Raw genomic sequence first — 21,533 nt, forward strand, 5'->3', positions numbered from 1 at the left:
TATTGCTATTTACGTACGAATACCACTATGTCTTAGTAGTGCATCAACTTTAGGCTCTCGCCCTCTGAATGCTTTAAATAACTCCATAGGTTCTTTTGAACCACCCATTTCTAGAATATTTTCCATAAATGATTTACCCGTTTGCGCATTAAACACACCTTCATCTTCAAAGCGCGAAAATGCATCTGCTGATAATACTTCAGCCCATTTATAAGAATAATAACCAGCGCTATATCCACCAGCAAAAATATGACTAAAACCATGTTGGAAACGATTAAATTCTGGCGCTTTTATAACTGAGGTTTCAGTACGCACTTTATTTAATATAGTTTGGATTTGGCATTCTTTTTCAGCGTCATAATCAGCATGAATATGAAAGTCAAATAATGAAAACTCAATTTGGCGTAACATCACCATAGCTGACTGAAAGTTTTTAGCAGCTAAAAGTTTATCTAATAAGTCTTTTGGCAGTGGCGCGTTTGTTTCATAATGACCTGAAATAAAAGCTAGCGCCTCTTCTTCATAACACCAGTTTTCTAAAAACTGACTTGGTAGCTCTACGGCATCCCAAGCAACACCATTTATACCTGCAACAGAGCCGGCTTCAACTTGTGTAAGCATATGATGAATACCATGACCAAACTCATGGAACAAAGTTGTTACTTCGTTATGCGTAAATAACGCCGGTTTATCGCCCACTGGACGATTAAAGTTACATACTAAATAAGCAACCGGTAATTGAACCGAACCATCAAGCTTAGGTTTACGACCCATACAGTCGTCCATCCAAGCACCACCTCGTTTATGCTCGCGAGCATAAAGGTCTAAATAAAATGATCCGCGTTTTTTGCCTTTTACATCAAAGATTTCAAAGAAACGCACATCTTTATGCCAAGTATCTATGCCTTCTACTTCTTTAACATCAATTGAGAATAAACGTTTTACAGTTGCAAACAACCCAGATAAAACACGGTTTTCAGGGAAATATGGGCGTAAAACTTCATCTGATATAGCGTACTTCTCTTGTTTAAGCTTTTCAGCATAATAAGATAAATCCCACGCATTAAGTTTATCTATGCCATGTTTATCTTTTGCAAACGCTTCAAGCTCAGCTAATTCTTCCTGTGCTTGGCCTTTTGAGTGTTTAGCTAAATCATGTAAGAAGCTAAAAACCTGATCTGTTGATTCAGCCATTTTTGTTGCCAATGAGTGTTCTGCAAAATTATTAAAATCAAGTAACTGTGCTATTTCATGGCGTAAAGCGAGTTCTTCAGCCATCACTTCTGAATTATCAAACTTACCTTGATCTGGACCTTGATCTGACGCTCGGGTAGCAAATGCAGTGTAAGTTTCTTTACGTAACGCTTGATCATCTGCATAAGTCATAACAGGTAAGTAAGATGGGAAGTCTAAAGTAAATAACCAGCCCTCTAGCTCTTTACTTTGTGCTGTTTGCTCTGCAAGTGCGATAGCTGACTCTGGTAAACCGGCTAATAATGCTTTATCAATAATATGCTTTTGCCAAGCACGAGTGGCATCCATTACATTATTACCAAATTTTGCAGCTAGCTCAGATAGTTTTGTGCTTATTTCAGCATAGCGAACTTGCTTATCTTCACTCAGAGAAATACCCGATAATTTAAAATCACGTAAGGTATTTGTGATTACTTTTTGTTGCGCTATCGATAACGAATTAAAGTCTTCTGAATCTTTAATGGCCTGATACGCTTTATATAAACCTTGATGCTGACCAACATAAGTAGAGTATTCCGAAATAAGCGGTAAACACTCATCATATGCAGCTCTCAGCTCTTCTGAGTTAACAACAGAATGCATATGAGATACAGGCGACCATAAACGAGATAATTGATCATCAACCGCTTCAAGAGGTACTATAAAGTTGTTCCAGGTATAAGTGCTATTTTCTAATACTTCATCAATTTTTTTTCTGCAAGCTTCAATGCCTTGCTTTAATGCAGGCACGATATGTTCAGGTTTAATTTCTGAAAACGGTGGAAGTCCTTCAAGACCGATTAGCGGATTATTTGTCATATTATTTCTTTCAATTCACTGTGATTATAAAAATAGATTGGGGCAATCGAAATAAATTACAAGCTATTAGGTTGAAAGATAATCCATAATAACCATATCTTATATATTGAAACTGCGTAATTTACACTGAGCGCTTAAAAAATATTACTTTCGATTAAGGAATTAACATGGCACAACATTTTGACTATATCGCAATTGGCGGTGGTAGCGGCGGTATCGCATCAGCAAATCGTGCTGCAATGCGAGGTGCTAAAGTTGCACTTATTGAAGCTGAACATATGGGCGGTACCTGTGTAAATGTTGGTTGCGTACCTAAAAAAGTAATGTGGCATGGCTCTCAAGTAAGAGATGCGATTGAGCTTTATGCACCTGATTATGGCTTTGATGTCGAAATAAAAGATTTTAACTGGTCTAAATTAGTCGAAAGTAGAGAAGCTTACATAGGTCGTATTCATAAAGGTTATGATAAATATCTAGCGAGTAATGGCGTAACTGTGATCAAAGGTTTTGCTAAATTTATTGATAACAAAACAGTAGAAGTAAATGGTGAACTCTACACTGCAGATCACATTTTAATTGCTGTTGGCGGTCGCCCTAGCATTCCAAATATTCCAGGTGCTGAGTTAGGCATAGATTCAAATGGCTTTTTTGAATTAAACGCGCAACCAAAACGCGTAGCCGTAATTGGTGCTGGTTACATTGCCGTAGAGCTTGCAGGTGTATTACATGGTTTAGGCAGTGAGACACATTTATTTGTACGTAAACACTCGCCATTACGTACCTTTGAGCCATTAATTGTAGATACTTTAACAGATATTATGGCTAAAGAAGGGCCAACACTACATACAAATGCAACGCCTTCTAAAGTAACAAAAGAAGAAGATGGCAGTATTACACTTCACCTTGAAAACGGTGAGACACACAATGTTGATACATTAATTTGGGCGATTGGTCGTGAGCCAAGCACAGATAAAATCAATATCGAAGCAACTGACGTGACATTAAATGAACGCGGTTTTGTAAAAGTAGACGAATATCAAAATACGACAGCTAAAAATATTTATGCTGTGGGTGATATTATGGAAGGCGGTGTTGAACTCACTCCAGTTGCTGTTAAAGCAGGTCGTTTATTATCGGAGCGTTTATTTAACCCTGAACTACCTAATGCAAAAATGGATTATGACTTAATCCCTACGGTAGTATTTAGTCACCCACCAATTGGCACAATTGGCCTAACAGAATCACAAGCCATTGAACAATACGGTTCTGATAACGTAAAAGTTTACACTTCAGGTTTTGCAGCTATGTACACAGCTGTAACTCAGCACCGTCAAGAATGTAAAATGAAATTAGTATGTGTGGGCGATGATGAAAAAGTAATGGGCTTACACGGTATTGGTTTCTCGGTAGATGAAATGATCCAAGGTTTTGCAGTAGCCATGAAAATGGGCGCAACCAAAGCTGACTTTGATTCTGTTGTAGCTATTCACCCAACAGGCTCTGAAGAATTTGTTACCATGACTGGTTAGTGTAGAAAAAGCATCTTACACACATCAATAAATCTGGAAAATACTTAGCCACTGACTACTCTAAAAGTATATACGTGGCTTTTCTAGAGGAATTTATGTCTTTTTTAATCAAATCAGCAGATATATATAAAAAAACACAGCTTTCTAAAATAAATGAAAAAATCCTAGCTACCCCCATCGGTGGTAATATTGGCTCACTGCCAACGTTATTTACTAAAGGTGGTAAGTTTAATCGTGAAGCGAACAGCTACATCTTTTATAAAAAAGTGATCAGGCAAGCTGTGGACTTACAACCTTGTTCTCAAGCTCTTCAAGATTATTATCAATTCCTTGAAGATAACAATCTTCACTGGAATAAGTTTCCTCCTATCAAACGATTAAAACCAACGTATCTATTTCGTTCTCACTTACTAAAGAAAATAAAAAAAGGAACTCTGGCTCATTCGACAGCCAGTATCAGGATGAATCAAATCGTAAACTACTATAAATGGTTATTACATGACGGTTTTTTAGCGGTGAATAATGAGAAAGAAGCGCCATTTAAAATGGAATTCGTTTCGATTAAAACTATTGGAATACTTGCACATATATCACCAAAATTCATTATTGAAAGTAGTGATTTAAGAATAAAAGTACCTAGGGACAGTGAAACCAAAACAGTTAGATCGCTAACACCACTCAGCCAAGCAGAGTTAGATATTTTAACTGACTTTCTGCCTGAGGCGTCACAAGAATTAAAACTTCAAATCCTAATATCCATTGATACAGGATTGCGCATACAAGAGGTTGCAACTATCTCCCTCAATGCCATTAAATCAGCTAGACCACTTGCGGAATCGGAGTATCGTTCTGAGTTCAGTGTGGCCCCACAACTTAACGGCGTTCAGACAAAATATGGTAATAAACGAACAATTGAGATATCAAAAAAGCTACTGGATATACTAAACGAATATTGCATATCTGAGCGTCGACTAAAACGAGTGAACAAACTAGATAAAAAGCTTAATGATTTCTTCAATTCAAAACTTGAACTGAATGAAAAAACAGCTATTTCATTTAAGAGATGTTTAGATCATGAGCCTCTCTTTGTCAGCGAGCAAGGTAATCCCGTCTCTCCAAAATCGATTGAAGCAAGATGGTCAGAGTTAAGAGCCAAAATTAAAATAATACACCCATCATTTACTCACCGATTTCATGACTTCCGTTCAACATATGGAACATATCGCCTCAGTGATCTTCTTAGTGTGGGATTACATACTACTGAATGTTTGGAGTTATTAATGGGATGGATGGGACATAAAAATGAATCCACGACTATGAAATATATACGGTTTCTGAAACGTAGAGAAGCCTTTAAAGTGAAATTCGGTATCCTTGACAGTATTATGCATCATGCACTTGGAGGTGAAGATGAGTAACATTACTTATCTAAATACTTGGAAACCTGAATTATGTATTCATTTGATCGCTAATGGTAACTGCCGTGCCGATTTTAATCGGTTACTTTTCAAAGGTATTCCCCCTTCAAAGCAGCTTCGACAAGGTGATTTATTTAAAGATGCTCAACGTGAAGGTTTTATCCTGCAAATAAAATCACGCTTTGAAGAAAAAATAAATGAAGGGTCTAGTGAAAAAACACTTTATTCAAAATTTATTGAACTCTCTCGTTATCTAAAATGGTGTGATAAATCTGAGGTGATTGCATTTACTCAAGCTTCATTAGAAAGTTATATGACACACCAACAAACTCGGGTAATGCTGGGTAAACTTAAGCAATCAACTTATGGATCTGTAAGATCAAATATGGTGACATTATTTCAGCAATACCTTGATTTATCGAGCCAATATTTTGAAAACATTGTTGTAATGGATAAAAAAGATATTGAGCCATATGAAGCCTATACTCAAAATGACCTAAATAAGTTACTTCCATTCTTAAGACGTTTATTTAATCAAACATATTCGCAATTTATAGAAAAACCAGATATACATATAAATGCTCATAAACGAGCACCAACAATGACTTTTGAATGGAAAGGTCAGATCTACCCTGTATATGCTGGCATTTCAAAAATGATGGGGGCCGCGACGTACCTCCTTGCTTATTATACTTATGCTAACACAAGCGATTTATTTCAATTAAAGCAACCAAAAAATGTCTCTACTTCAGTCGATGATATTTGGTATACGATGCCCGCTTTTAAACGTCGTGCGTTCAAAACGATTCACATTGAAATGGGGGGCCATGAACTTGACATACCTAAATATGCGATGCAATTTTTTGACAAATTACTTAATGCTTCAAGGCTGATTAATTCTGATGACAACACAGCATTACTGCAAGTAGTAGTAAATAAAAAAAATAAACCAATAAATACAGGTATAACTACTCATCTCCTTAAGTGGGTTGAGCGGCACTTCGCCTTTACAGATCAAACCGGTAGGCGTTTACGTCCCGTAATCAGCCGGTTTCGTGAAACTGGATCTCAATTAACGGCGTTCCACCAGGGGGAAGTTGTAAGTAACTTAATGCTAAACAATTCAATTCAAACCCGTAATAAGCATTACAGTAGAGGAAACAAGCATACAAACAATGGAATGCTGCAAGATACAATGTCAATACGACAAGAACAAATTCAAAAAAATATTAATACTAAACAAGCTCGGATAAATTTAGGTATAAACGTACTGGTTATAGAAACAGAAAACAAAGTGAACTTCCCTGAACTAAGTCGAACTGCAATTGGAAGCAGTTGTGCCCACCCATTTGGAGAACAATCAAAAAAGTATACAAAAAAAGCTCAAACACATCGACTACTGAAAGATGGTGAAAAGCTAGCATGTGCTGAATTACTCAAATGCTTCGGTTGTCCAGAACAAGTGATTGTCCAATCAGTAAGTGATATCTGGTGTTTACTATCTTTTAAGGCCTGTATCGAAGAGTCTTTGTATTTTCATCTTGATGCTCATCACTACCGAAATAACTTTGAAACAACTTTAGCGTTTATTGATAAAAAAATTATTCCAAATATCAATAAAACGATTCTAAAACAAGCCGAATCCAAGTTAGATGATGAGGGTAATCATCCTTTATGGAATGACAGCGAATCTGTTATTAGTTTAATTCCATCTACAAGAAAAAATGAGGTGTAATATGGATACATCAAAATTATACTTAGCTGATTTTCCCGCAGAACATAAAATAAAAGATGTCGATATCGTATCTCTTTTCCAGAAAAGGCAGTTTGCTGAATTAAATTCCATCGTTGTATGCAAAGATACTTACGGAAACGTCACAGCTACATTTGGTCAAAATAATTGGTACTTAATGCCGTTTGCTCGAAGTAAAGAAAAGCACTCATTTAACTTTGAAGAATTTAATAACCACCCAGAGTTACAACGAGAGCTTAAGCTAATAGCCTATGGCTGGTTATTTAATAAAAGCCCACAAGGAAGAAGGGCTCTGAGTTTCACAAGTGTTGAATCTCAATTAAAGTGTATGAAACGCACTTATCGTTTTTTGGTTAAAAACAATCTCAAATCGCTTAAAGAGTTAGCAAATTCAAGATACTATATAAAGTTTGAGTCATATTTGCAAAGTAAATGCCTCGCTGAAAATACTACGACCTACACCTTTGTTTCAATTAATGCAGCTATCAGATTAGGGCCTTGGCACAAGCTAAATTTAGGCTTGACTATTTTTGAATCTCACATTCTATCAAGGAAGCTCTGCGGTAAAGAAAAGCAGCAACTTCTTGTTATTCCAGAACGCTTATGCAATAAAATTTATGGTAAAGCTATCGAGTTAGTGAACGATGCCATTCCTCACAAACAACTCATTGTAGAAATTGAAAACGATCTTCAGAACAATTATCTTGAGGGTAAACGCATACTCGATGAAAAAATCAAACAAGGGCACACTTATACGCTTATGGAAGAAATGGGCAAAGTCAATAATCATAAATATGCATTAGCGATAATGGATAACCAACCCTATGAGGCTAAAGATATAATTGCACCACTTGCTAATATTTTTCAAACAATTCCTTTAACAACAATTACAGAGTTTAAGCGATATATAGGCCAATTAATTTCCTCCTGCTACATCATTTGTGGAGGGTTTAGTGGCATGAGAGACTCTGAGCTAGATAAGCTCACTCCTAATAGTTACTACATCGATATTTTTGAAGGGCGTGAATATCACATGTTACAATCCCACACTTTTAAACTAGGTGAAAAGAGAGAAACATGGGTTACAGCATCCGCCTCTAAAAAAGCCATAGAGTTAATGACTACACTTACAAATAAATGGCGACAAGAAGTAACTTACCCAGATGAAAAATATAAAAACTCACTTTGGATAAATCAAACTTGGCGTTCTCAGCCACCTAAACTAATCAAAGACTGGCCTCAAAGGTTAAGCCGGTTTTGTAGACAATTCGACATCATAGTTTCCAAAGCCGATTATCAAGAATGCGTTGAATCTAACCCTCGTTCACTAGAGCGTATAAAAGCCACAGTTATCGTCGGTCAACCTTGGCAAATGTCTTCTCATCAATTTAGAAGAACTTTGGCATTTTATTGTGTTAAAAATCGTTTAGGTACACTAGTCGCTTTAAAACAACAGTTTAAACATCTCTATCTTGCAATGACTGAGTGGTATAGCAATGGTGGGAAATTAGCAAGCTTCCATAATTTAGTTATCGATAATCAAATCCAACAAGCGATCGATGAAGTAAACGCAGAAACTACTACTAATAAGATTTTTAGTCAGTGGCACTCTAATGAGCGGTTATCTGGTAAACATGGAAAAGCCATCATGAAAATGAGAAGTGATATCCCACATATATACAGTTCTTGGGACATTATCTATAAAGCTGTAAAAGAAGAACGACTAACTTTACATGGTTCAGCACATAGTTACTGTAAATCAGGGTACGACTGCGATATGGATGGTGTGATAATTCCACAGTTTTGCGTTGATTGTGACTCAGGGAGTAGTATTATAGATGAACAGCAAGCTAAATGGTGGCAGAAAAAACATCGTAGTCTAGTAGCATATATGCAGTCAGGAGAAGAAATATCTGTTAGTGAACGAAGCCACTATATAACTCAAGTACGAGCCGCTGAAAATGTTATGACCGATTTTAACATGCCCTTCACCCCTTTTGAACCAGATTTAAAGGTAGTGACATGAGTAAAAGTGAAAACACACTATTAGTATTAGAGGCTGCCCTTGAAAGAATCAAAAAAGGAAAGCCTAAAAGAGTCTCCATTCATCGAAAATTGAGTGTACGCGCTGTTGAAGAAGAGGCCAATTTGGGTAATGGTAGCGGTTATTACTACCCTAAGTTTGTTGAAAAAGTAAAGCTAGTCAAAGCTGAGCTCGCTTCAGAAGAAGGTGAAACTGTTCAACCGGAAATACAAACCGTACGGACCAAGCTTAAAGAGCAAAAGCGCATAAAGGATAACTATAAGATTAAATATGAATTGGAGAGAGAGAAGTTAGCTCTATTTGCAGCTGCACAGCATCATTTAAACGATAAATTGGTTGAAGCATTAGCTCGTATTAATGAGCTTGAATACGCTAACCTAGAGCTTAGAGAGAGGATTGCAGAAATAAAAAGGAGTAAGGTCTTACCTTTAAGATAATTTATATTTCACCGCCCACTTAAAGATTGGGTATGGGCTTTGATTGATTTAGATGTTGAGCCTTACATGGTTAAAGCGAGTAAAATCAATGTTACATTGCCAAACTTGCTGACGAAAAAATTGATGACATTGTAAAATCTAGTGACTTATATAAAAATCGGTCACACTTTTTACAAGTTGCGGCATGTCATGAATTTGAACATATCTAATTGCTTAACAGTGAATCTGTAACTCCTTTTACAAATTCACGAACAAAATAACTAAGTCTTGTAACGGTACAATTTAACTAGAGACTTCGTTAGAGGTATTATTATCTAAAATATCGAGGTCAAAAATGCCAAAGAAAATATTATCAGCAGAATTTAAACGTGAATGTGCAGAGCTAGTGATTGTACATGGCTACAAACACAAAGAAGCAGCGTTAGCTATCGGCGTAGGGTTGTCATCAATTCAGCGTTGGATCAGTCAGTATAAAAAAGAACAACAAGGTATCACACCAAAAGCGAGTGTTTTATCTCCTGAACAAATACGTATTCAGGAATTAGAAAAGCAAGTTAAGCAGTTAAAAAGTGATAATCAACTATTAAAAATAGCGTCAGCCTTTTTCGCTATGGAAATGAACAACGGCAACAAGTATCTGTTATGTTGAAGAAGGCTGGAAATAAAGTTCAGCAAATTTGTCGGTGCTTATCGATTTCGGTAAGTACATTTTATTATCGCTCAAAACCTAAAGGTATAAACGCTGAACAAGTAAAACTTGAAGCGGCCATGAAGCAAGTTCATGTTGACATGGATGCAACTTATGGCAAACGCAGAATGCTAATAGAGCTTCAGGCTATGGGTTTTAGCCTAGGTATTCATAAAGTTAGAACAGCAATGAAACGCTTAGACCTTGTAGCTAAACGACCTAAGCAACATCGTTATCCATCAGGTGGTAAAGCATCAGTTATCGCACCAAATCACTTGAATAGGCAATTTAACCCAGAGCAACTAAATACGCTTTGGTCAGGTGATATTACCTATATCCGAACTCAACAAGGTTGGCTGTATTTAGCTGTGATTATGGATTTATGCTCGCGTAAAGTAATTAGTTGGGCGTTTTCAGATAAACCAAATAGTGAGTTAACAACAAGAGCAATACGTTTAGCAGTAAATAAACGACAACCAAATGATGACGTTATATTCCATAGTGATCAAGGAGTTCAATATACGAGTGAAACATTTCAAAAAACACTAAATGAACATGGCATCAAAGCATGTATGAGTCGTCGAGGAAATTGTTTGGATAATGCTGTTACAGAAAGGTTTTTCCGCAGTTTAAAATCTGAGCGAGTTAATTATCGTCGTTATCAAACAAGGAGTGAAGCGATAGCTGATATTATTGATTATATAGAACCATTTTATAATCAAAAGCGCCGCCATAATAAGTTAGGAAATATTTCACCAGCAGAATATGAAATGAAATTACTAAAAAGTGCCTAAAGAAGTCTCCAAGTTGAGTTGACCATTACAGCTGAAGGTTGGTCGATTAATCTAGATTGGTTTTATTCTAGTCATGTCAATACCTTTAAGGTTTTACTTATTTGAAATTATAACCTTTCTAGTGTTATTAATAATTACAGAAGTAGCTTGAAATGCAACAACTAATTGCTAATATCATTAATAAGAATATTCAAGACTCAATAACCTATTACATTTGAAGGATTAAAATGTTGAAACTATTTAGTAATATAAAAATAATAAAATATAGTTTTCTTATACTCCCCTCGATTATTTCAGCTAACAGTTTTGCATCAGAAACAAATGCCGCCGCAGATAAACCCTTGTATCAATTTGAAGCAGGCATGCACGCTAATTATTTGGACGCAGAAGACTACTACCAATTAAATACGAGTGACCTATTTGCCACTGACTCTGACACGCAACTGGGGTTAGATGTTTCAATCCAATTACATCACAGTGTACTTCCCCAAAAAACGTTTCTTGCAATGGGTTGGAGCAAAACCGGTGAATATAGCGCGGATGTGCTTGCGCATTGTGGTGATAAAGCTTGCCAAGAAACCACCAAGCTCAACTTTCAATCCTTACAGCTAAATTATCATTACCTATGGCATCAATCATCTACAATAGAGTCTTCAGTTTATGCAGGTGTTTCATATATTTGGGCTGAAGGCGAAATGAAAGGCCAAGCTTGGCGTGATGGTGCAGCAGGTTTTCAGGTAGGCAATCAAATTTACTTTTTGCCACATTCAGCCATTCAACCTTACATTGGCGTTAGATTATCTTACTTCGCCATTGAAGATGGCGATGACACGATTCACTTACCAAACTTAAGCCTTTTATTTGGCTTGCGCTTTTAATTAATTTTTGGATATTTTATGACTTTATTTCGTATTATAAGTTTATTTTTACTGATTGGGTTAACGGCTTGTGATAAAGCAAGTATTCCTCCAGATACTGCGCCTAACTTAAGTTTATCGGTTAGTGCCCCCTCCATAGCTGACGCGGGTGAAACAGTCAACCTTAGTGCGATACTTAGTGCTAATGGAGCAAATGCTAATAGTGGCGTTACTTACGTGTGGGAGGATAAATCTGCACAACAACTTGGTTTAACGAGTAATAACGATACCGCAAGTTTTGTTGCTTTAGCAGGTATTGATGAGGCGATTATATTGGTAACAGCCTATTTTGATGGTTCATCTGTCAGTGAAACGATTAATATAGCTATTAATCAACCACCTAAGTTAACCATCACTGCTCCTCCAGCTGTTAATGTGGGCGCTAGCGTTGATCTTAATGCGTTGTTAAATATTGATGGAGTAGATGTTAATAGTGGTGTTACTTATGTGTGGGAAGATAAATCTACGCAACAGGTTGGTTTAACAAGCAATAACGAGACGGCTAATTTTGTCGCGGTTTCTGGTATTGATGAAGCCGTTATATTAGTAACCGCTTCTTTTGATGGCGTTACTGTAAGTAAAACAACAAGTATCACCATTAACCCGCCCCCTAATTTGAGTTTAGCGGTTACCGCACCGCTTAGCGTTGATGTGGGCGATAATGTAAATCTTAGTGCAATGGTCAGTGCTGATGGGGTTGATGTTAATAGTGGCGTTACTTATGTGTGGGAAGATAAATCTACGCAACAAATTGGTTTAGCAAGCAGTGACGATACAGCCTCTTTTGTTGCCATAGGCAGTATTCACGAAGCGGTTATATTAGTCACAGCCTCTTTTGAAGGGGCAACAGTTAGCAGAACAGTGAGCATAACGATAAACCCACCCCAAGCAGTTAATTCAGCTTTAACGATTACTGCGCCAGTTAGCGCTAAAGTGGGCGATAGCGTAAATCTTAGTGCAGTATTTAGTATTGATGGAAAAGATGTTATCACTGGCGTTACTTATGAATGGGAAGATAAGTCTTTACAACCAATAGGCTTAACAGGCACAAATAGCACAGCAAACTTTGTTGCCATAACGGGTATTAGTGAAGCGGTTATATTAGTTAAAGCCACCTTTGATGGCGCTACAGTTAGCAAAACAGTTAGTATAACGATTAATCCAGCTCAACCACCACCTGTTTTGGGTTTAGCTGTATCTGCACCCATTGATGTTAATATAGGTGATGTAGTAAACCTTAGCGCAGTGTTTAGCATCAATGGAGTAGATGTTAGTAATGGCGTCACTTATGTGTGGGAAGATAAATCAATACAACCACTCGCGTTAACGAGTAATAATAATACAGCCAGTTTTGTTGCTTTAGCAGGTATTGATGAAGCGATAATACAGGTAACAGCCTCTTTTGGCAGTGTTATGGTAAGCAAAACGGTTAGTATAACGATTAACCCTTCTGCGCCTAGTTTAACTTTAGCTGTTACTGCCCCTACTAGCGTTGATGTAGGCGTTAGCGTAGATCTAAGTGCGTTAGTTAGCGTTAATGGGGAAGATGTAAATAGTGGTGTTACTTATGTGTGGGAAGACAAATCTGCACAACCAGTATTTTTATCAAGCAGTAATAATACGGCTAATTTTATTGCTATAATAGGTACTCCTGAAGCTGTCATATCGGTGACAGCTTCTTTTGGCGGCTCGACGGTAAGTAAAACGGTTAGCATAGCCATTAACCCACCGCATATTTTAGATATAGTCTTTACTGCACCGGCATCTGCTGATGTAGGTGACAATGTAAACCTTAGAGCATTACTCAATATTGATGGGGTAGATGTTACCAGTGGCGTTACTTATGTATGGGAAGATAAATCAACTCAACCAGTAGGCTTAACAAGCAATAGCGATACAGCAAGTTTTATTGCGATAGCGGGTATTCCTGAAGCGGTTATATCAGTAACGGCTTCCTTTGGTAGTAATACTGTAACTAAAACGGTCAGTATAACCGTGAACCCACCGCCTACTTTAGTCTTAACCGTTACTGCACCTTCTGCTATTGATATAGGTGATAGCGTACCTCTTAGTGCGATGATTAGTGCCGATGGGGTAGATGTTAATAGCGGCGTTACTTATACGTGGGAAGATAAATCGACGCAACCAATAGGTTTAACGAACAGTAACGACACTGCAAATTTTGTTGCGATAGCGAATATTCATGAAGCGGTTATATTAGTTAAAGCTTCATTTAAAGGTGCTACTGTAAGTAAAACAATAAGCATAATCATTAATCCCATCCCTAATTTAACGTTAACCGTTACCGCACCTTCTCCTGTAGATGCAGGGACGAGTGTCGATCTTGTTGCAATGGTCAGTGCTAATGGAGCAGATGTTAATAGTGGTATTACTTACGTGTGGGAAGATAAATCTACACAACCAGTGGTTTTATCGAGTAAAGACAATACCGCTAATTTTGTTGCCATCTCAGGCGTTCATGAAGTGGTTATTTTGGTAACGGCAAAATTTAAGGGAGCCGTGGTAAGTAAAACAATAAGTATAACCATTAACCCACCTCCGCATTTAGATCTAACTCTGATGGCACCCTCTATAGTGGATGTCGGTGATTCAGTAGATCTTATTGCAATGGTCAGCATTAATGGAACAGATGTAACTACCGGCGTTACTTATGCGTGGGAAGATAAATCTGCCCAATCGATTGGTTTGGCGAGTAAGGATAATACCGCTCATTTTGTTGCTGTCGCAGGTATTGATGAACCTATTGTGCTAATCACAGCAAGCTACAAAGGCGCGACAGTCAGCGAAAAAGTATCCATTGCTGTGCTTAGCTCAGTGCAACCTGTTGAAATAGGTGCGTTGACTATTAGCGGGCCAACTAAGGTAAAATCGTCTCATCAGGTCATTTTAAATGCGCTGTATACAGAAACCAGCGTAGTAAAGCCGAATGCTACTATTACTTGGGCACAAGACAAAGGGCCTGACGCTGGGTTTACTGCCAACAATGGCGAACTTTCTTTTACCGCACCAGATGTTAACCAAGATACAGAGTTTGCCTTTAGTGCTCAAACCACTAACGATGCGGGTGAAATTTTCGATGCTTTGTGGTTTGTCACGGTCACCCCCCCAGATATTGCATTTACTAATCAACTTAATACAGTAAAACAAGCTACTTCCGGTGATACAGTTCACTTAACAACACAGGTTAGCCAAACTGGCGGAGGCGGCTCATTTACTTATGCTTGGACACAAGTACAAGTGACGGGTACCCCGGTTGTTATAACCCATACCGACACCTCTAAACCTACCGCAACTTTTATCGCTCCTTCAGCCGCGGGGAAATTAACTTTTAGTGTAACGGCTACAGAATCTGGCAGTGGAAAAAGCATTTCGAAAACGCAAGTAGTTAACGTATTAGGCAAGCCGTTTACGCCACAACAAGGTGCGCAGCATTCTGTATTTAGTGGACATGGACAAATTGAATTAAAAGGTAGGGTTAATGGAGGAACAGCGCCTTTTAGCTATTCATGGGCACAAACAGCTGGTCCACAAGCTATAATTAGCAGCACAAGTGCTGAAAACCCATCTGTAACACCGCCAATAGTCACAACCGATACAGACATTACTTGGGTTGTTACAGTAACAGATGCGAATAATCAAAGTGTTACTTCTACGCATACAGTCACTGTAAAAGCAGCCCCTAAGTTAGCTGTTTCTATATTACACCCAGCAAGCGAAGACGTTGCTGAAGGCGACACTGTACTGCCGCAAGCACACATTAGTGGAGGCACAGGCAATTATTCCATTCGTTGGACGAGTTCTGTAGTTACCTTGGTTGATGAAACTACCGCAGCACCAAGCTTTGTTGTACCAACAGTCAGCAAAGACACTAACATTGTCGTGAATTTGGCAGTGAGCGACGGCGTTAATCAAATCACGCGAAGTGTAAGATACACAGCTAAACCTTTATTTACGGTAAATTCGCATCAGAACCAAAGCGGCAGTAACCTAGCCACAGGTCCTAATCAAAGTACACATCAGAACAATCAAATTGAGTCAGGCAAGACCTTTAAACCCAGTGTTGATGTACACGAAAATGCTGCATCTGGTGGTACTTTTACGTATGTATGGACAGTAGTGAAACCTAACCCCGCACCTGCAGATTTAGTCATTGCAGGTGCCAATACTGCACAGCCTATTGTGAGTGCACCGAGTGTTACCAGTATCACACCTGTTGAGTTGCAAGCTGTTATCACTTATAGCGTTAATGGTAAAAGCATTAGTAAAACGGTTAATTCTCAATATCAAGTTGTTCCATATAATTCACCTAGTAAACCCACATTAACATTAAGCATGGCGGGGCATGAAAGTGTGATTGGTGGTCGTCTAGCGAACCCTACTGTTTCGGTCATGAATGCCGCAGGCACCATCACTTACAAGTGGACACAAATAAGTGGGCCAAATATTGTTGGGGGTATCATTGGCGAAACGACAGGCAATCCTTACTTTACAGTGCCAACCATCACGGGTGGCCATCAAAATTTAGTATTAGAAGTAGAAGTGGGTGATGGCACTGAAGTCAAAACAGCGCAAGTAACTTTTGATATTAGCCCATTAAACATACCACCGAAATTACCATTGACTGTTGTCGCGTCTAATGATGAAACAGTTATTGCAAACGCAGTGGTAACCCCAAGAGCAACGGTAACAAACTCTAATGGCACGCCGACTTATGCATGGACTCAAACCAGTGGTACAGCCGTTATAATTACCGATGAAAATACGGCAACGCCAAGTTTTATGGCGCCCACAACCAGTGGCTCGATAGTACTTGAAGTCACCGTAACAGATAATGACAATGCCCCTATTACGGACACAGTAAGCTATCAAGTGCAAACAGCTATCAAACTCACTGCAGGAACTTCTATACGTTCAGTATCTGAAGGAAATACAGTTGACTTACTTGCATCAACAACAGATGTAAATGGTACGGCGTCTTATGCTTGGAGCGTTGTAAGTGATGGCGGTACTGGTGTGGTAACAGGAGATATTGCAAACCCTGCGCTAGCTCATACCAGTCTTGATATTCCGGCAGTTGACCAAGATAGAACCTTAGTTTTACAAGTCATTGCAACCGACAGTGCTAACTCTGCAACCGCTAAAGCGACAGTTACTATTAACATTAGAGATTTAAAAATGCGAGTCGACTTAGGAGCGGGCTCAAATATCCCTTCTGGACAAACAGGTTATTTACATGCCAATGTTACTAGCGGTAAAGGTCCTTTTAGTTATGCATGGGCAGATTCTACCCCTCCTAGCCTTAGCGCTACTAACACCAATAACCCAAGTTTTACAGCACCTAATGTTACCCACAGTGTTGATTTACAATTTGGCGTAACGGTAACTGATAGTCTTAATAATACCGCTTCTGGTAGTATTATAATGACCGTAGAACAACCGCCGTTTAGTGTTAACGCAGGTGTTGACTTCTCGGTAATAGAAGGCAGTACCGTTCAATTACGCGCTCAGGGAGTAAATGGTGCAGGAGCAACATGGCAATGGATACAAACCGCAGGTCAAAACGTTTCATTGTCTGATGCAACACAGGCTAATCCAACCTTTATTGCACCTTCACAAGCGGAAGGCGTGAAAGAAACATTTAGCTTTACCGTGACAGGCACCAGCAATGGACAAGTTAAAAGTGCGTCTGTAAATGTTGTTGTTCAGGGCGTTCCTGATATTGCGGCGCATTCAAACAATGTTTCAGTGCATGCGGGAGCAACGGTTAATCTAGCTGGTAGTATTACAGGCGCGGGTACTGTCGAAAATTTAGCATGGACTCAGAGTTCAGCGGGACTATCTGTAGGTACTATTACTAACGCTTCTACAATAGGCGATGTAAAATATTTAAATGCGAGTTTTGTTGCACCTGCCGTTAACGCAGATACAACTCTGACCTTTGACTTTACCGCAATAGGCGTAGGCAATGTAGTGCACGTACCTGTTACAGTCACTATTATTGCTAATCCCTTAACGGTAAGTGCAGGTAGCGATATTCGCGTTAGATCGGGCGCAACGGTCCAGCTACACGCTGTATCAAGCAATGCGGCTAACTACGCATGGTCACAAACAGTAGGCACTCCTACGGTAACGCTGATTAATGGCAATACCAATGGCGCAAGTTTCGTCGCGCCTGATGTAACTGCGGACACAACGCTGACCTTTGAAGTTGATGTAACAGGTGGTGGAATACCGGGAACTGACACAGTTAATGTGACTGTTTTCGAACCAACTATCGTAGTAAATACGAACAGCGCCCACCGTATTAACCTAATCGCAGATGATTCGGAGCCGCCGACCTTTATTGACACAACCTTTGCAGATAGCGTAAGTGGTAGTGACGTCACGCCAGCCACAACAACATGGACGATTACTCCTAATCCTACTCCCCCCGCAACATTGGACATGGTGTTTTCTGGATTGAATACGGCAACTTTGGAAATCAACCCAATTGGCGCTTCAAAAGGTACTTACACAGCGACGATGACAGCAGGTGATTCTGCAAACCATTACCAATCAGGCAGCAAGTCATTTGTTATTGACATTAAACCTGCTACTCCGCCGATGCCTAAAACTGTTGATCTTAGTGCGAATACAGGGCTAACAGTGGCAGGTATTGCAGGCAATCATTCACTGCATGTCCCAACCATCTCAGGAGGTTTACCACCTTACCATTATAATTGGGGGCTAGGTGCCGATGCCAATGGCTTAGTAATTACCGGTGGTACTACAGACAATCCAACCGTCGCTTTTCCTGCGGTACCTAGCACTTGTACCGCTATTTCAGGGAAAATATCGCTCACCGTTACAGATGCGAATGGTGATACCGCTACTGGCGATGTAACATATAGTAGCACACCTTCCCTAAATCCTATTAAACCAGTCAGCTGTCAAATTTGCCGTGGACCTAAATTCATTTGTGAGCGCTCACATGTTTTAACAGTTTGTGATGTTTCTTTCGGAAATCATGCCTCGGGTACGGTCAATTCCGATTTACAATATTGTATTAATGATATTGAAAACCTCCAAGATGGTTCACGCTATGTAACCCGTCGCTGCGCTACTGCGGAAGAAGTAAATCATGATTGGTTTACTGGCAAAGCGACAGGTTTTACCGAAGCAAATACGAATTCAGGGACAGATATTGGTCATTTGGGACGACTCGACCCACTTGCTCATAAATACAATGTGGTCATATTGAAAGACAGGCACTTTAGCTTTTCAGCAGCTTGCAAAGGTGATAACTGTAATCTAGAAACTGTTCCCGATGATCTCCTTGGCGTGACTAATGGAGTGCCAAATAGTGTAACAGGGGTTCCGCCTACACCGAAAGCAGGTGTTTGTCCTTAGTTAGTTTATTCAAAATAAAAGCATCATTTAATATAATAGGTTCATTATTAAGTGATGCTTTCTATGTTTTACACCTTAAACTTATCTAACTGTACCGACTGTTATGGTTAGACAAATCATTGGGAACATAGTAATTATAAGCTAGTACATTGAATAGATATTGTAAGTTTTAAGTACACTCAAAAAATGACGCTAAGTACTCTAATATATTTATCATTTTTTAATTAACTTCCAGACTGAATTTACATGCGTTTGTGAAAATTATCATCTTAGCGTTTCATTTTAGATGGTGAGGTTTGCTTAATGCATATAACCTATCTCACTTTGTGCCCCATAGCGCCACAGAATTTAATACCTAAAATCATATTAATCTAATGTCCGCTTTGGTACTTTTAATCAAATGAGAATTTCTGACTCTATAGGTTCCTGATGAAATTTAGAACAATTCTATTATCTAAAACAGGGCTGATTTTCATCGGTTCGAATGTCACTAGATAAGCCATGTCTAAGGTCTTCTTTCGTATCTTAACTGACTTAAATTTAAGTGAGTATTTACCATGTTCTTTGTCCGCTTCAGGCTCTGAACAGCCTTAAAAAGTAAGCGTCTGAAGGTCTGCTTATGGCACTGAGCCGAACTTCGGGAAAGAGCGAATAGCTGCCGTCGATATCAGTTTCGTTAACGACAGCTCCTCCGATATTGCGGTCATTAGCCTAACTCATAAAGATTCATTATGAAGGATTACTCGCACGATGTGGTGGTGTGGGACTGGAGGTTAGAGACCTTCGGCTACCCGATTAGCCGCTATAGCTTCTATTTTAAAATAACAAAACAAAAATTTAAATTGCCTAGTATTCACTATTTTTTCGTTTTAAAAATAATCCTAAAAGAATTATAAACATCACGATAAACTCTATAAAAACCAAACATTGAACTACTGCAATGATCAAGTCGGAGGATTTATCTCCCCGAAATGTGATCAATAAAAAGCAAATTAGAGGCAACACCAAACAAGAACGAATCAGTATTTTTATATTTTTATTATTACTAATCCACTCTAAAAATTTGAACATTTACATACCTATTCCACAAATAAATTCGATCTATATATGGCGGGTTAACGCCTCTTTAATAAGTGAGCCAAATGCTGTCGGGCGATTTGCTCCGCAAATGGCATGACAGCTTTGTGAGTCTTAATTTAAAGACTTGATAATCATTGAGCCTCCTCCAAAGTATCGCGTTTATACGTAATACTTTAGTGACCAAACAAAAAGGAGAAAGCTCAATGAACTTTTACAATAACATGCATCCATACTATTGTGGTATCGATTTACACGCTAGATTACTCTACGTCTGTATCATTGATAATACAGGACTTATTCTTGTTCACAAGAAAATTAAAGATGACCCCTCCGCCTTGCTTAAGTTGTTACAGCCCTATATCGGTGACATTGTGGTAGGTGTTGAATGTATGCATTGCTGGTATTGGGTTGCCGATTTTTGTAAAGCGCATAATATCGATTTTATTCTTGGTCATGCCCTTTATATGAAAGCCATTCATGGTGGTAAAGCTAAAAACGACAAAATAGACTCATATAAAATCGCCAAACTTATTCGTGGCGGTAATTTTCCTCTTGCTTATGTCTACGACAAAGAAATGCGTGCCACTCGTGATTTATTACGCCGCAGAACCAAAATCGTTCGTCATGGTGCTGATTTAAAAGCTCACGTTGCAAACACTGCTAGTCAGTACAATCTACCTGCCCATAATGTAAATTTAAAAAATGTATGTGATAGAGAAAAAATGCGCTATTACTTTCCCGATCCAGTTGTACAACGCTCTATTAATCTCGATATGGGCATACTTGACTGCTATCAAAAAGAGCTCAAGCCTTTAGAGCATTATATTGAACAGATGGCCAAGCAACATAACCCCGTTCATCTAAATATCTTGCAAACCATTAATGGCATCGGTCGTATTCTCGCGCTGACAATTATTTACGAGATTGGTGATATTAATCGCTTCCCGAGTGTTCAAAAGTTTGCTTCTTATTGCAGACTCGTAAAATGTAAAGCTGAATCAGCAGGCAAAACCTATGGTACTCAAGGCAATAAAATTGGTAATGCGCATTTAAAATGGGCTTTCTCAGAAGCCGCTGTATTGTTATTACGCCATAACCATAATGCTACTCAATATCTTGAAAAATTACAAAAAAGAATGAGTAAAGCCAAAGCGATTTCCGCGCTGGCGCATAAGCTCGGTCGTTGCGTTTATTATATGCTTAAAAAAGAGACTGTATTCGATGAAACCCGATTCTTAAAGCGTTAGTCACGGTACTGAGTGAGCTGAACGTCTAACTGGATATAAGGTTGAGCATCAATCAATTGGGTGAGTTAATAGCCATTAAGCTTTAACCTGATTATATGCCTAAATACCTAAGCCTCTTGGCGTGATTAGGCACTCAGTACGCGTGCATTAGTACAATAAGGAAA

At 38.7% G+C, this 21,533-nt stretch carries 12 protein-coding genes; 11 read left to right on the forward strand and 1 reads right to left on the reverse strand.

Annotation, left to right across the window (positions count from 1 at the left end; all coding sequences use genetic code 11):
• Positions 1 to 9: 9 nt before the first annotated feature.
• Positions 10 to 2,052, reverse strand: coding sequence for an oligopeptidase A (gene prlC / locus KO527_RS11530; protein WP_216040441.1), 2,043 nt, complete (start codon positions 2,050 to 2,052; stop codon positions 10 to 12).
• A gap of 167 nt (positions 2,053 to 2,219) precedes the next feature.
• Here prlC and gorA point away from each other — a divergent pair, with 167 nt between their 5' ends.
• From gorA to KO527_RS11585, 11 genes are all read left to right on the forward strand, one after another.
• Positions 2,220 to 3,581 (forward strand): glutathione-disulfide reductase, encoded by a 1,362-nt coding sequence (gene gorA / locus KO527_RS11535; RefSeq protein ID WP_216040442.1) that lies wholly within the window; start codon positions 2,220 to 2,222, stop codon positions 3,579 to 3,581.
• A 95-nt stretch (positions 3,582 to 3,676) separates the two neighbouring features.
• Complete coding sequence (locus tag KO527_RS11540; RefSeq protein ID WP_216040443.1) at positions 3,677 to 4,999, forward strand: tyrosine-type recombinase/integrase; 1,323 nt, start codon at positions 3,677 to 3,679, stop codon at positions 4,997 to 4,999.
• On the forward strand, positions 4,992 to 6,734 hold the full coding sequence (locus KO527_RS11545) for a hypothetical protein (RefSeq protein WP_216040444.1): 1,743 nt from the start codon (positions 4,992 to 4,994) through the stop codon (positions 6,732 to 6,734). Before KO527_RS11540 ends, KO527_RS11545 begins: the two co-directional genes overlap by 8 nt.
• Position 6,735: 1 nt before the next feature.
• Entirely contained in the window at positions 6,736 to 8,778 is a 2,043-nt protein-coding gene (locus tag KO527_RS11550) for a hypothetical protein (RefSeq protein WP_216040445.1), read from the forward strand.
• Positions 8,775 to 9,233 (forward strand): hypothetical protein, encoded by a 459-nt coding sequence (locus KO527_RS11555; RefSeq protein WP_216040446.1) that lies wholly within the window; start codon positions 8,775 to 8,777, stop codon positions 9,231 to 9,233. The genes KO527_RS11550 and KO527_RS11555 overlap by 4 nt, the downstream gene beginning before the upstream one ends.
• A gap of 66 nt (positions 9,234 to 9,299) precedes the next feature.
• On the forward strand, positions 9,300 to 9,368 hold the full coding sequence (locus KO527_RS26385) for a hypothetical protein (protein WP_354668617.1): 69 nt from the start codon (positions 9,300 to 9,302) through the stop codon (positions 9,366 to 9,368).
• A gap of 199 nt (positions 9,369 to 9,567) precedes the next feature.
• Positions 9,568 to 9,882: a transposase gene (locus tag KO527_RS11565; protein WP_216040448.1), complete on the forward strand. Its 315-nt coding sequence runs from the start codon at positions 9,568 to 9,570 to the stop codon at positions 9,880 to 9,882.
• A complete protein-coding gene (locus KO527_RS11570; protein ID WP_216040465.1) occupies positions 9,876 to 10,715 on the forward strand; it encodes an IS3 family transposase in 840 nt (279 codons plus the stop codon). The genes KO527_RS11565 and KO527_RS11570 overlap by 7 nt, the downstream gene beginning before the upstream one ends.
• Before the next feature lie 227 nt (positions 10,716 to 10,942).
• A complete protein-coding gene (locus KO527_RS11575; RefSeq protein WP_216040449.1) occupies positions 10,943 to 11,593 on the forward strand; it encodes a hypothetical protein in 651 nt (216 codons plus the stop codon).
• 18 nt (positions 11,594 to 11,611) lie between these two features.
• Positions 11,612 to 19,042 carry a hypothetical protein gene (locus tag KO527_RS11580; RefSeq protein ID WP_216040450.1) on the forward strand — a complete coding sequence of 2,477 codons (7,431 nt, stop codon included), beginning with the start codon at positions 11,612 to 11,614 and terminating at the stop codon, positions 19,040 to 19,042.
• Between the two features lie 1,283 nt (positions 19,043 to 20,325).
• The gene (locus KO527_RS11585; protein WP_216040451.1) at positions 20,326 to 21,369 is read left to right on the forward strand and encodes an IS110 family transposase; all 1,044 of its coding nucleotides are present in this window, start codon (positions 20,326 to 20,328) and stop codon (positions 21,367 to 21,369) included.
• Positions 21,370 to 21,533: the final 164 nt, after the last annotated feature.

It is taken from the genome of Pseudoalteromonas sp. C2R02, assembly GCF_018860845.1.
GTDB lineage: Bacteria > Pseudomonadota > Gammaproteobacteria > Enterobacterales > Alteromonadaceae > Pseudoalteromonas.